The sequence below is a fragment of the Paenibacillus sp. 01L418 genome (assembly GCF_056400045.1).
This window is the reverse complement of sequence record NZ_JBFTSN010000141.1, coordinates 1-14,302: the sequence shown is the minus strand read 5'-3', so window position 1 is coordinate 14,302 and position 14,302 is coordinate 1. Positions and strand designations below refer to the sequence as shown.

Annotated in this window: 12 protein-coding genes and 1 other RNA gene; 12 read left to right on the top strand and 1 reads right to left on the bottom strand. The window is 45.5% G+C overall.

Annotation, left to right across the window (positions count from 1 at the left end; all coding sequences use genetic code 11):
- The 12 genes from AC1DSE_RS17645 to rnpB form a co-directional block, all read left to right on the top strand.
- Positions 1–179 (top strand): DNA repair protein RecO C-terminal domain-containing protein (locus AC1DSE_RS17645; RefSeq protein ID WP_477527964.1); only part of this gene is annotated, 179 nt, incomplete at its 5' end.
- Positions 180–332: 153 nt separating this feature from the next.
- Positions 333–1,874 (top strand): MDR family MFS transporter, encoded by a 1,542-nt coding sequence (locus AC1DSE_RS17640; protein ID WP_477511373.1) that lies wholly within the window; start codon positions 333–335, stop codon positions 1,872–1,874.
- Positions 1,875–2,232: 358 nt separating this feature from the next.
- The gene (gene glyQ / locus AC1DSE_RS17635; protein ID WP_076266899.1) at positions 2,233–3,120 is read left to right on the top strand and encodes a glycine--tRNA ligase subunit alpha; all 888 of its coding nucleotides are present in this window, start codon (positions 2,233–2,235) and stop codon (positions 3,118–3,120) included.
- Positions 3,113–5,194 carry a glycine--tRNA ligase subunit beta gene (gene glyS / locus AC1DSE_RS17630; protein ID WP_477527963.1) on the top strand — a complete coding sequence of 694 codons (2,082 nt, stop codon included), beginning with the start codon at positions 3,113–3,115 and terminating at the stop codon, positions 5,192–5,194. Before glyQ ends, glyS begins: the two co-directional genes overlap by 8 nt.
- Positions 5,195–5,221: 27 nt before the next feature.
- Positions 5,222–6,037 carry a pyruvate, water dikinase regulatory protein gene (locus AC1DSE_RS17625; protein WP_076266901.1) on the top strand — a complete coding sequence of 272 codons (816 nt, stop codon included), beginning with the start codon at positions 5,222–5,224 and terminating at the stop codon, positions 6,035–6,037.
- A gap of 101 nt (positions 6,038–6,138) precedes the next feature.
- A complete protein-coding gene (locus AC1DSE_RS17620) occupies positions 6,139–6,588 on the top strand; it encodes a YaiI/YqxD family protein (RefSeq protein WP_339209682.1) in 450 nt (149 codons plus the stop codon).
- Positions 6,589–6,629: 41 nt separating this feature from the next.
- Positions 6,630–8,483: a DNA primase gene (gene dnaG / locus AC1DSE_RS17615; protein ID WP_477511375.1), complete on the top strand. Its 1,854-nt coding sequence runs from the start codon at positions 6,630–6,632 to the stop codon at positions 8,481–8,483.
- An 18-nt stretch (positions 8,484–8,501) separates the two neighbouring features.
- Positions 8,502–9,632, top strand: coding sequence for an RNA polymerase sigma factor RpoD (gene rpoD / locus AC1DSE_RS17610; RefSeq protein WP_053376806.1), 1,131 nt, complete (start codon positions 8,502–8,504; stop codon positions 9,630–9,632).
- 126 nt (positions 9,633–9,758) lie between these two features.
- Entirely contained in the window at positions 9,759–10,595 is an 837-nt protein-coding gene (locus AC1DSE_RS17605; protein WP_339203430.1) for a hypothetical protein, read from the top strand.
- A complete protein-coding gene (locus tag AC1DSE_RS17600; RefSeq protein WP_477511376.1) occupies positions 10,595–11,368 on the top strand; it encodes a tRNA (adenine(22)-N(1))-methyltransferase in 774 nt (257 codons plus the stop codon). The genes AC1DSE_RS17605 and AC1DSE_RS17600 overlap by 1 nt, the downstream gene beginning before the upstream one ends.
- Positions 11,344–12,465 carry a Nif3-like dinuclear metal center hexameric protein gene (locus AC1DSE_RS17595; RefSeq protein WP_477527962.1) on the top strand — a complete coding sequence of 374 codons (1,122 nt, stop codon included), beginning with the start codon at positions 11,344–11,346 and terminating at the stop codon, positions 12,463–12,465. Before AC1DSE_RS17600 ends, AC1DSE_RS17595 begins: the two co-directional genes overlap by 25 nt.
- A 77-nt stretch (positions 12,466–12,542) precedes the next feature.
- An RNA gene (gene rnpB, locus AC1DSE_RS17590) (RNase P RNA component class A) lies at positions 12,543–12,949 on the top strand.
- A 67-nt stretch (positions 12,950–13,016) separates the two neighbouring features.
- Here rnpB and AC1DSE_RS17585 read toward each other — a convergent pair.
- On the bottom strand, positions 13,017–14,302 hold a 1,286-nt coding region (locus tag AC1DSE_RS17585), incomplete at its 5' end, for a S8 family peptidase (protein WP_477527961.1).

The following is a 14,302-nucleotide window of genomic DNA, read 5'->3' as shown; positions in this document are numbered from 1 at the left end:
GTGCTTATAAGCTGCTTCGTTTGTTCCGCAGGATGGATATGAGAAGACTTGGTTCAATTCAAGTGAAGCCTGAGACAAAAGCAGAGCTGAAAATTGCTATGCGTAAGCTGTTAGATACTCATTTAGGAATGCAGTTGAAATCGCGTAATTTTCTTGATCAGCTCGATAAATTGATGTAAAGAAATTCATTTCTTGAAATGGGTGCTTTTGGTTTGTTATCGGTCTCAAGACGGAGGGAAGGCTCATTCCTCTGCATGATTTCATCATCTAAGAAATTGATTTATGATAGATGAGGTTGTTTGAGATTCATAGTAATTGGAGGGGTTGACCTGATGTCTACAGGACAAAATAGACTGGGCTTTGTCGTGGCCGGACTTTTGCTTGGTATACTGGTCGCATCAATCGATAATACGATTGTATCGACAGCAATGGCAACGATTGTATCCGATCTTGGCGGCTTGGACAAATATGTGTGGGTTACATCTGCATATTTGGTAACAGAGATGGCAGGCATGCCGATTTTTGGGAAATTGTCTGACATGTATGGGAGAAAACGTTTTTTCGTTTTAGGTATTTCTTTATTTCTAATCGGCTCTGTTCTTTGCGGAACGGCTGAATCGATTACGCAGCTGACCATTTACCGTGCTATTCAAGGTATTGGCGGCGGTGCGATGATGCCAATTGCCTTTGCAATCGTATTTGACATTTTTCCAGCAGAGAAACGCGGTAAAATGGGTGGATTGTTCGGTGCTGTATTTGGTACCTCAAGCTTGTTTGGACCGCTTGCAGGCGCATACTTAACGGAATATATCAATTGGCGCTGGATCTTTTACATCAATGTACCCATTGGTCTTGTGGCACTTGCTTTTATCGTTATTTATTACAAAGAGTCGCTTTCTCATTCCAAGCAAAAGATCGACTGGTGGGGAGCAACGACACTTGTGGGCTCTATCGTCTGTCTCATGTTTGCACTCGAGCTCGGTGGAACTGAGTTTGCTTGGGATTCAGTGCAAATTATTGGTTTATTTGCTGGCTTTGCGGTTTTACTCGGCATCTTTCTTTTCGTGGAAACCAAGGCAGCAGAACCAATTATTTCGTTTAATATGTTCAAACAAAGACTGTTTGCAGCAAGTACGGGAGCGGGCTTATTCTACGGAGCGGCGTTTATTACAGCAGCTTTATATATCCCGATGTTTGTCCAAGGCGTATTCGGCGGAACAGCGGTTAGTGCAGGTTTAACTTTACTGCCTATGACCTTGGGATCAGTTATTGCGGCGCAGCTCGGTGGTTTATTAGTCAACAAAATGTCCTATCGCAGCGTCATGATGATTTCAGCTGTTATATTTATTACAGGTATTTTCTTGCTATCCACCATTACGCCGGAAACAACAAGGTTTATGTTGTCCGTGTATATGTTCTTAACTGGGTTTGGTATCGGCTTCTCATTCTCTGTGCTTGGAATGTCCTCCATTCATGGATTCGATATGCGGCAAAGAGGAAGCGCCACATCTACGATGTCCTTCATTCGTTCATTAGGCATGACAGTAGGGATTACGGTATTCGGCATTATTCAGCGCAACCACTTTACAAAGGGTATGACAGATGCTTTCGCAGGTGGAGAAGGAGCGGCTCCGATGACGGAAAATGCACGTGAGCTGTTATCACCGGAGAAGCGCGCAGAAATACCGGCTCCAGTCATGGAGAAGATTGTTGCCGCTTTGTCAGATTCAGTATCTACCACGTTTGTTTGGTCTATTGTTCCCGCAGGCTTAGCATTAGTTTGTGTTTTGATGATGGGGAATACGGGTATGAAAGATATTATCGGCAAACGTGATGGAAAAACGGCTAATACAGATGAGATTCGTGCACATTAGCGGCTTTATTATGATACCTAGGAACGATGTTTGACAATTGGCATAAAGAAGCATAAAATAATGCAATATGAATATTGGGCATTGATGGAGAAAGTAATCGTTTTAAGCCGACTAGGTTAGCGAGCTGGGGAAAGTGAAAGCCCAGACGGTCAAAACGATGAAAAGGCACTCCGGAGTCGTATACAAGCAAAGAGGGTTTGCTCTTAAGGAGCTGACCAAGTAGGGTGGAACCGCGGGATTACAACTCTCGTCCCTACGTCTGGGAGCAGGCGTAGAGACGGGAGTTTTTTGCGTATAAACACCTTTGCCTGCTTCGCTTTTACGGACACAAAACAGAGGAAGAAGGAGAGGGTCAGATATGAATTTTCAAAAAATGATTTTGACTTTGCAGCAGTTCTGGGCTGAACAAAATTGTATTCTCGTACAGCCTTATGACGTTGAGAAGGGTGCAGGAACGATGAACCCTATGACGTTTCTACGCTCGATTGGTCCTGAGCCTTGGAATGTTGCCTATGTGGAACCATCAAGACGTCCAGCGGACGGTCGATACGGTGAGAACCCAAACCGTTTATACCAGCATCATCAATTCCAAGTTATTTTGAAGCCATCGCCTGACAATATTCAGGAGCTTTATTTGGAAAGCTTGAAGCAGCTAGGCATTGATGCACTTGAGCATGATATCCGTTTCGTTGAGGATAACTGGGAATCACCTACTCTAGGCGCTTGGGGTTTAGGCTGGGAAGTATGGCTGGATGGCATGGAAATTACGCAATTCACTTATTTCCAACAGGTTGGCGGCATTGATGCTAATCCTGTCGCTGTAGAGATCACATATGGTATGGAGCGTTTGGCTTCTTATATTCAACAAAAAGAGAATGTTTTTGATTTGGAATGGGTTGAAGGAGTAACATACGGTGACGTCTTCAAACAACCAGAGTATGAGCATTCCAAATATACATTCGAGACATCGGATACAGCAATGCTGTTCTCTTTATTTAACATGTATGAGCAGGAAGCTCAAAAAACGATGGAGCATCATCTTGTGTTTCCAGCGTACGATTACGTATTAAAATGCTCGCACACCTTTAACCTGCTCGATGCGCGCGGCGCAATCAGCGTAACGGAGAGAACGGGCTATATTACACGGGTAAGAAATTTAGCGCGTGCTTGCGCATCGACATACTACGAGGAAAGAGAACGTCTTGGATTCCCTTTGCTGAAGAAAGGAGTGGAGCAGCATGACTAGAGATTTGTTGCTTGAAATCGGACTTGAGGAAGTGCCTGCTCGTTTCGTGCGTGGTGCGATGAACCAGCTAAAAGATAAAATGGTGAAGTGGCTTTCGGACTCAAGAATTGAACACGGCGCAGTAAATGTGTATGCTACACCACGGCGAATTGCTGTTCTAATCAACGACGTAGCTGAGAAGCAAACGGATATGAATGAAGAAGCTAAAGGCCCTTCTCGTAAAATTGCTCAAGACGACCAAGGCAATTGGAGCAAAGCTGCTCTTGGATTTGCTAGAAGCCAAGGCGTTGAGCCTGAACAGCTGTATTTCCAAGAACTAGCTGGCGTTGAATATGTTTATGCTACCAAAAGCAGCATCGGTACAGACACAGCAGCGGTACTGCCAGATGGCTTGCTCAGCTTGATTACTTCGATGTCTTTCCCGAAAAATATGCGTTGGGGCAATCACGAGCTAAAGTTTGTTAGACCGATCCGCTGGTTGGTTGCACTATTTGGTCAAGATGTGATTCCTTTTGAAATTACTGGGGTACAAACTGGAAATACAACACGCGGACATCGTTTCCTCGGCAATGATACTACTGTGCAAGAACCTGCGCAATACGTTGAGCGCCTGCGTGAACAGCATGTTCTTGCTGATGTCAGTGAACGTGAAGAGCTGATTGTAGCTCAGATCGATCGTCTAGCCAAAGAAAAAGGCTGGGAGATTGCAATCAAGGAAGATTTGCTTGAAGAGGTTGTTTTTCTAGTTGAATATCCAAACGTATTGTTTGGCGGCTTCGACCCAGCTTTTCTACACATTCCGCAGGAAGTGCTTATTACATCGATGCGTGAGCATCAACGGTATTTCCCGGTATTCAACAGCGAAGGTGAGCTTCTTCCGTTTTTCGTTACGGTTCGCAACGGCGATCTTAAGTCGATCGAGCTAGTATCGAAAGGCAATGAGAAAGTACTGCGCGCAAGACTTTCGGATGCCAAATTCTTTTATGAAGAAGATCATAAGCTGACGATAGAGCATGCTCTTTCGAAGCTTGAGAATATCGTATATCACGAAGAGCTAGGCTCAGTAGCTGACAAAGTAAGACGCATTCGTGCAACAGCTGATCTTCTGAGTAAGCATTTGCTGATCGATGAGCAAACGTCCAGCGACATTAGCCGCTCCGCTGATATTTGCAAATTCGATCTCGTATCCCAAATGGTTTATGAATTTCCTGAACTGCAAGGCATTATGGGGGAAGATTATGCTCTTAAAGCAGGAGAGCGAGCTTCAGTGGCGAAAGCCATTAATGAACATTATCAGCCGCGTTTTGCCGGAGATCTAGCTCCATCTGAATTAACAGGAGCCATCGTAAGCTTAGCGGACAAAATCGATACAATCGTTGGTTGTTTCTCGATCGGCATCATTCCGACAGGCTCTCAAGATCCTTATGCCCTTCGCAGGCAAGCAGCAGGTATCGTTCAAATTATTTTGGCGCACGGCTTGAAGCTGGAGCTAAACGATTTGTATGATGCGGCGCTATCCGTACATGAGAACCGCAGCCTTAAACGCGACGGTGCTGAAATCCGCAAAGATCTTTCTGATTTCTTTGCGCTTCGCGTTAAGAACGTATTGTCTGAGCAAGGTGTTCGTTATGATGTTGTAGATGCCGTTATGGCTTCTGGTTTTGCAGATCTGAAATCGACCATCGAGCGTGCGAGCGTCGTTCAAGCGCTTGCTGCAAGCAGCGATCGTACTGAATTTAAGCTAACTGTCGAGCAGTTTAACCGTGTCAGCAATCTGGGTTCCAAAGCTGCTGGTGCAGCGGTTGATCCAGCTTTGTTCGCAGAACAGGTGGAAACAGAGCTGTATCAAACATGGCTAGCGCAGCGTCCAACGTTTAAACAAGCGATTGATGAGGGAGATATTTCAAGAGCGGTACAATCTTTATCATCGTTGAAGCCGTTTATTCATAACTATTTTGAGAATGTTATGGTCATGGCACCTGATGAGGCTGTTCGTGCGAATCGATTGTCAACGCTTGCTGGTATCGCAGAAGATATTGCGATTATCGCAGATTTCTCGAAGCTCGTTTGGTAATTGAGTCCGTAAGGAGGATGATAGATCATGTCTCGTTCTAATCCCGAAGTAATCGTATATGTCGTCTCCGATGCAGCTGGTGATACAGGGGAGCTTGTTGTACGCGCAGCAATCGCGCAATTTCATCCACTTCATACCGATATCCGCAGAGCCCCTTTTGTAACGGAAGAGGCAGGCTTGCTGCGAATTATTGAGCAGGCGCAGCAAGTTGATGCAATAGTGATCTATACACTTGTTATTCCGCATCTTCGCGACAGCATGAAAAAGTTTGCAGAGGCATACAGCGTTACCGCGATCGATCTTTTGGGATCTTTTATCGAGACGCTGGAGAAGCGGACTGGGCGGAAATCACGACAAGAGCCTGGTCTTAATCATGTGCTTGATGCCAATTATTTCAAAAAGGTAGATGCTGTAGAATTTGCGGTAAAATATGATGACGCGAGAGATACATCCGGCGTACTAAAAGCAGATATTGTACTCGTTGGCGTATCACGAACGTCAAAAACGCCTTTATCGATGTACCTCGCGCATCAGAAGTTCAAAGTTGCTAATGTGCCGCTAGTCCCTGAGCTAAAGCCGCCGGACGAATTGTTTAAGCTGCCAAAACGCAAAATAATCGGGCTTACAATAGGTGTTCCTTACTTAAATACAATACGCAAAGAACGCCTTAAAGCACTTGGCTTACCGAATAATGCATCTTATGCGACTCCTGATCGTATTGAAAAGGAACTGCTTTATGCCGATACTATTATGAAGCAGCTAGGCTGCGTTGTGATTGACGTATCACATCGAGCCGTTGAAGAGACAGCAAGTTTGATTATGGAATATGTACGTTTGCCATAATGTCAAGCGGAAGGATTTTTTAGAGTTATGCCGTATATAATAGTATAGGAAAAGAATTTGAAACCGAGCGGTGATTTTCTATTCGTCAACAAAAACCTACCATTGTGGTCGATGCGGATGCATGTCCGGTAAAAACGGAAATAGGTGAAACGGCAAGACTCTTTTCTGTAGCAGTACTTATGGTTGCTTCTCACGACCATCGGCTGGAGCCTCAGCCAGGAGTAGATATTGTACAGGTGGACCGAAGCAATCAATCTGTCGATCTATACATTGTGAACCATATTGTGCGTGGAGATATTGTCGTTACACAAGATTTTGGACTGGCATGCATAGCAATCGGCAAAGGCGCTGTCGTATTGTCTCCTCGCGGAGAACAATATACCGATGAGAACATTGATTATTTGATGGAACGTAGACACGAACTTGCGAAACGTCGCCGTACCGGAGGCAAAACAAGAGGGCCAAAAGCGATGAACAACGACGATCGTGCACGGTTTCAACAAAAGTTGACAAAAGTTTTACGAAATGAGCAGGAGAACCATGACGTATAGCGAATATTATTTACGTGTTACTAGGATGAAGRTGATGAACGATGACATACGGTAATAAAATACCGGAAGAGGTCATTGATGCGGTTCGCAAGCATTATGACATCGTAGAGACGGTCGGGAAATATGTTCATCTCACGAAGCACGGCAAATATATGAAGGGGTTATGTCCGTTCCATTCGGAGAAGACTCCCTCATTTACAGTGACGCCGGAGCTCCAAATTTACCATTGCTACGGCTGCGGTAAGGGCGGCAACGTTATTCGTTTTTTTGAGGAAATGGAAGGTTATTCGTTTCCTGAAGCTGTTCGAGTGCTGGCGATGGATGCGGGAATGCCTGTAACCTGGGCATCACCAGATGGAGTGAAATCCACGCCGCATGATGCAGACCGAGCCAAGATCATTGAGGCGCATGAGCTGACAATTAAGTTATATCATCATGTGCTGAATAACACGAAGCAAGGACAAGCGGCAAAGCAATATTTGCGGGATCGCGGACTTAGTGATAAGCTGATTGATCATTTTATGATTGGTTACGCTCCTGAGGAATGGGACTTGCTGGCCCGGTTTTTAACGAATCGTGGATTTGATCTTGCATTGATGGAAAAAGGCGGATTGCTTTCGGCTAAATCTGACGGGAGTGGATATGTGGATCGGTTTCGAAATCGCATTATGTTTCCGATATGGGATCGAGACGGCAAAGCTACCGCGTTTGCGGGTCGCATTATAGGCGAAGGACAGCCGAAATACTTGAATACCTCGGAAACGATGCTGTTTACGAAAAGCAGAACACTTTACAATCTGCACTATGCGCGGCCATCTATTCGAAAGAGTAAGCAAGTTGTATTGTTTGAAGGTTACATGGATGTCATTAAATCATGGAGCGCTGGCGTAAAAAATGGAATTGCCACGATGGGAACGGCTTTGACCGAAGAACATTGCGCTATTCTAAAACGACAAGCCGAAGAAGTCATTGTATGTTATGACGGTGATGATGCAGGACAAGCAGCAGCATTCAAATCAATTCCGATGCTTGAAAGCGCAGGCCTCAAAGTATCGGTGGCGATGCTTCCGAAAGGAAAGGATCCCGATGATTATATAAGCGAATATGGTCCGGAGTATTTCTTGCGAGAGATAATGGATCAGCCGGTATCGGTGACAAAATTTAAGCTTATATATTCAAGGAAAAACCATATACTGCTAAAAGAAGAAGGTAGAAAGAACTATCTGCTTGAGGCGGTACAAATTGTTGCAGAGCTTGATTCTTCAACGGAACGCGAAGTCTACCTGAAGGAAATTTCACGAGAGTTCGAAATCTCACTGGATGCTTTGAAACAGGACTGTCATCAAATTAGACAGGAGCTGCAAAAAAAGAAACCGCAAGGGGATAATAACGACAATTCGTGGAATAATGGTAGGAATGAAAAGCCCCGAAAGTCTGGACCACCTACTCTTTTGCCTGCTTACACACATGCAGAACGAAGGTTGCTGCACGTTATGATGCGGGATCGAGAGGTAGCGCAATCGGTTCATGAACGACTCGGCGATGCGTTTAATGTAGAGGATCACGCAGCTCTTGCTGCTTATTTATACGCTTATTTTGCTCAAGGCTATGATCCGGATGTCAGCCGCTTTATTGCAACGCTGCATGATGACCGATTAGAACGTACAGCTGCATCGATTTTGATGATGGACGGTGACTTTCCGTTCGATGATACGACGATGGACGCATATATCCAAGACATTATTAAAGTACCGCAGTATCGTGATATTGAACGCAAGAAAGAAGAAATGGTGCGTGCTGAGCGTACCGGAGATTTTTTGGCAGCAGCACAAATAGCAAGTGAGATTATAACCCTAGAGAGACAGCTCAAAGGACGACAGGAAGATCGTTTCTAGGGGGGRGGGAGTCGGAATATGGCGAATGATCAACATACTGAACTAGATACCGAACAAAAACTGGATCATGTGAAGGATCAATTGATTGAGCAAGGCAAAAAGAGGTCATCTTTGACGTATAAAGAAATTATGGATAAGTTGGCTCCGTTCGATCAAGACCCTGAACAAATTGATGAATTTTTCGAACAGCTCGATGATTTTGGGATTGAGGTACTGAACGAAAATGACGAAGAAAATCCACTCGCTGCCCAAGGGGAAGAGCAAGAGCGCGAACAGGACGACTTTAACTTTGATGATGATCTAGCTTTGCCGCCGGGTATAAAAATTAATGACCCGGTACGTATGTATTTGAAAGAAATCGGTCGGGTTCCACTTCTTTCTGCAGATGATGAGGTTGAACTTGCACAACGTATCGAGAATGGTGACGAGGAAGCAAAACGTAGACTTGCGGAAGCGAACCTGCGGCTTGTTGTCAGTATTGCGAAACGTTATGTAGGTAGAGGTATGTTGTTCCTTGATTTGATTCAAGAGGGCAATATGGGACTTATTAAAGCAGTTGAGAAGTTTGACCATCAGAAGGGCTTCAAATTCAGTACGTATGCAACATGGTGGATTCGTCAAGCGATCACTCGCGCCATTGCTGACCAAGCACGAACTATTCGTATCCCTGTTCATATGGTGGAAACGATTAACAAGCTCATTAGAGTATCACGTCAATTGCTCCAAGAACTTGGACGCGAACCGACACCGGAGGAAATTGCTGCGGAGATGGAGCTAAGCACCGAGAAGGTTCGTGAGATTATGAAGATCGCACAAGAACCGGTATCGCTCGAAACTCCAATCGGGGAAGAAGATGATTCTCACCTAGGTGATTTCATTGAAGACCAAGAAGCTCTTGCTCCAGCAGATGCTGCTGCGTATGAGCTGCTTAAAGAGCAACTGGAAGATGTGCTCGATACATTGACTGAAAGAGAAGAAAATGTACTTCGTCTTCGCTTCGGACTTGATGATGGACGCACGAGAACGCTTGAGGAAGTTGGCAAAGTATTTGGTGTTACGCGTGAGCGTATTCGTCAAATTGAAGCCAAAGCACTTCGCAAACTGCGTCATCCAAGCCGCAGCAAACGTTTGAAAGATTTCCTCGAATAAAAAAACTTGATGTTTAGTATATTGACCTTTCTGCTCGTGCAGCGAGGTCTTTTTTCTAAAATGCCAACCTCATACATACGGACTTGTGCAGGCAAGACAAGTCGACCGAAAGGATAGCGGGATTTTATGAATCAGGATCGTCGGCAAATTATCGTGAAAGAAATTGATCATTGGCGCCGAAGCAAGCTGCTGCCAGATCAATATTGTGACTTTCTGCTGAATTTGTATGCTGATCAAGATACGATCCAAACAACTAAAGAACAGCATCATACAGTTGGAAAAGCAATCGCCGCAGTACAACGAGCTACAGGTATGCAATGGCTACTTACATTTGGAACTTTTACCTTAATTTCCTTTGTTGTGCTTTATTTTAACGAATTTCATCCGTTATTGCAAATGGCTGTTGTGGTCGGCGCGGTGGCTGTTTTTTTACTTACGGGACAGCGACTTCGCAGCCGCAACGAGTCGGCTGGATTGGCAATAACAAGTACGGGAATGCTCCTCCTTCTAGGCGGGGGATTGTATATGTTGAATCTGCATGCTTTTGATCATTGGGGCTGGAAAACAGGCTTATTAGCCTTTTGTTCGATCTTTTGGGTTGTTTACGGAATAAAGGCTCGCATTCCTGCCCTTCATTTAAGTGGATGGTTGGCGGCTATACTTGTTTATGCGTGGCTGCTGTCACAATTTATGCTGGATTCGAAATGGTATGAGGTGCAGCTGTACTGGCTGCCTATCGCTTGTTTATTTGGCTGGAGCAGTTGGTTTGTACATCGCTGGTCGAAGCCGGTATCTGCTGTTTTGTTTGCAACCTGCGCGCTCGTGTGGTTTATGCCTGAGCTATACTCGGTCATGTTCGTAAATGACGCGATTCTGTTGCAGCTGCAGCTTATTGTCAAAATAGCGATAGGCGGCATAATATTATTTTCAATGCGAAAACAATGGATGGTGTGGGTTGTATAATGTTAAAACTATCAAGGCGTCTGCAGAAGATTGCAGATTACGTAACCACGGGCTCGCGTGTAGCTGATATAGGCTCGGATCATGCGATGCTCCCCGTATATTTGCTGCAAATCGATAAGTGCCCTACAGCGATCGCAGGAGAGCTGAACCTCGGTCCCTATGAGGCAGCGAAGAAGCAAGGTGCTGCTGCTGGAATGACTGCTCGTTTGACAGTGCGGCAAGGCGATGGCCTGAACGTGCTTCAGCCTGGTGAGGCTGACACGGTCACAATCGCCGGTATGGGCGGCAGCCTTATGAGCGATATATTGGAGGCAGGCCATGCGGCGGGCAAGCTAGAAGGGGTTGTAGAGCTTGTGCTGCAGCCTAATGTAGGTGAAGAAGTCGTACGCGAATGGCTATTGAAGCATAATTGGTATTTGGCTGCAGAAAGCATTCTCGAAGAAGACGGAAAAATTTATGAAGTGATGCACGCCATACGTGTATTGGATGCTAAAGCGCGCAATAGCGAGCTTTATGATGGCAGCTTCTTGAAGGTTAAGCTTGCGGCTGACAAGCTATTTGGTGTTTTGAAGCAAATGGGTCCGTATTTGCTCCGTGAGCCGCAACCTGTATTGCTTAAAAAATGGCGTCATGAGCTGAATAAGCTTGAGCGTATTTGTGATCAGCTGGGTGGATCAGATCTTGCTGAATCAGCGAGTAAACGCGAGCAGTTTCAGGCGGAGATGAACGTGATTGAGGAGGTTTTACAATGCTTGCCAATGGACAAACCGTGATCCAGTTAATGGAGCAGCTTGCGCCTAAGCATTATGCGGTAGAGAATGACAAAATCGGCCTGCAGCTTGGCACATTAAATAAACCGATTAAGAAGATCCTCGTTGCATTGGATGTGACGGATGCTGTTGTTGATGAAGCGATCGAGCAAGGTGCTGAGCTTATTATCGCTCATCATGCGATCATATATCGGCCGCTTGCCAAGCTGGATACATCAACTGCGGCAGGGCGCCTATACGAGAAGCTAATCAAAAACGACATTGCCGTTTATATTTCACATACCAATCTTGATGTGGCAGATGGCGGAATAAATGATTGGCTCGCTGATTTAATCGGTATCGTGCCGGATAACCGCCAGTGTTTGGAGGAAGTGCATACGGATAAGCTGTACAAGCTTGTTGTATTTGTACCAGAGAGCCATCACGAGCAAGTACTTGAGGCTATGTGGCGTGCAGGAGCAGGTAAAATTGGCAGCTACAGCAACTGCAGCTTCAATATAAAAGGGACAGGAACATTTATTCCTGGACCAGGAACGAACCCGTTCATTGGTGAGGAAGGAAAGCTGGAGCGTGCCGATGAGATTCGGATTGAAACGATCGTGCCTCACAGTGTCCACCGCAAAACGGTCCAAGCTATGCTTAAAGCACATCCGTATGAAGAGGTTGCTTATGATTTATATTCAGTCGATTTAAAGGGCAGATCGTTTGGACTGGGCAGAGTTGGCAAGCTAACCGAGCCGAAGACACTGGGTGAGCTTGCAGAGCAAGCGAAGCAATTATTTGATGTTCCAGCGGTGAGAGTCGTTGGAGCACTCGACCGAGTCATTCGCAAAGCCGCTGTACTCGGAGGAGCAGGCGGGAAATATGTACGCCATGCTGTATTTTCCGGCGCTGATGTGCTTGTCACTGGAGATATTGATTATCACACGGCACATGATGCGCTAGCTGCAGGAATGACGATCATCGACCCAGGTCATAACATTGAAAAAGTGATGAAGCAGAAAGTTGCAAATTGGTTGAATGAACAGCTTGTGAGCAGTAAATATGAAACGAAAGCGGTTGCTTCTTCCTTGAACACAGAACCGTTTACTTTTATATAGTTAAATTATTGTTAGATTGGAATGGCATTGAGGGTTGAGCTTTTGTGAAATACCTTGTATACTTAACGATGCCACGGAAAGTTTGACAGACAATCGCTGGCGGCCTTGTTGCCGCGAGAGGAAAGTCCGGGCTCCGCAGGGCAGGATGCTGGATAACGTCCAGTCAGCGCGAGCTGAAGGATAGTGCCACAGAAATGGACCGCCGATGGCCGGCTTTTAGCCGGAACAGGTAAGGGTGGAACCGTGGTGTAAGAGACCACGAGGAGCATAGGTGACTACGTTCCTGGTAAACCCCATCTGGAGCAAGACCGAGAGGACGCCGCAGCCCCTAAGCTGCAGCCTTAGCCTGAGGCGCGTCCGGGTTGGTTGCTGGAGCCGTATAGCAATGTACGGCCTAGATAGATGATTGTCGCTTCATCGTGGGAGGGTCGTTCCCGTTTGGACCACCAGAAGTACAGAACCCGGCTTACGACAAACTTTCCGCACGACCTTACACTTACAAACAAAGAGCACCCATCGCATGCGATGGGTGCTTTATTGTGTTTGCTGAATTACTTCCCGTACTTATTCATAATCCGATCAAGCCTTCTTTTTACCTGATCGGGATAAGTTTGCAGCGCTCCACCGTATTTTGAAGCAGCTTGCAGTGCTTTATCAACATCGATTTCTCCATAGCCAAAATAATCGTCTTTTCCTTTGGCGCCTAAATCTATAGCTGATTTTCTCATAATTTCCATAACCTCAACGTTGGATAGCTCAGGATTAATGGACCGAATCAATCCTGCCAATGCCGCGACATGGGGACTTGCCATAGATGTGCCGGACAATGCTGCATATTGACTGCCAGGATAGGTGCTCGCAATGCTGTCGCCAGGTGCTGCAACGTCTATATAATCGCCATAGTTGGAAAATGAAGCTTTTTCTTTGCTACTGTTGGTAGCCGCAACAGCGAATACTTCCGGATATGCGGCAGGATAACCCGGTCGATCCGTATTATCGTTACCGCTGGCTGCAATCATGATGACGTCATGGTCATAAGCGTATTTAATCGCGTCATGAAGAAAATCTGCCTGCGCATAGTTGCCTAAGCTCATATTAATGACCTTGGCTCCATGATCGACGGCCCAAATAATACCTTGAGCAACGGAATAAGTGGAGCCTGCACCGCTGCTGTCCAATACTTTAACAGGCATAATTTTGTTATACCATGATAAACCGGCAACACCTTCATTATTGTTAACGGTAGCGCCAATGATGCCAGATACATGGGTTCCGTGGCCAACATCATCATCGGGAGCCGCATTTTCGTCTACAATATTTTTGCCTTCAGCAAGCTTTCCCTTCAAATCCGGGTGATTGCTTTGCACGCCGGTATCAAGCACAGCAATAATAACCTTGTCACTGCCTTTAGATAAACTCCAGCCCTTTTCCGTCTCAATTGATGGCAAATTCCATTGGTACTCTGAGTACAAAGCGTCGTTTGGAACGATTGCGGCTGAGCTCTCATTTGTCATATACAAATAATGTGGTTCTGTATATTCGGTATTCCACGTTTGCTTGAAATAACGGACTAGCTGATCCGTTTCAATATTTCTTGAGCGGAAAATAAAAGTATCTCCGACTTGTTTAACCCACTCCGCATTTATATCACGTTTTACCTGTTCAAGCTCGCTGCCCGAAAGAGGCTTAACGAAATGTACAACGACGTCACGAACATGATAATGACTGGCATTACCGTTATCCTCGCCAGTACGAACAGTCGTATCGATCGTTGAGTTTGGTTTCACGGATTCGATTTTGTAATTTCCTTCAGCCGGGTAAGGTACAAGTCTAAGGT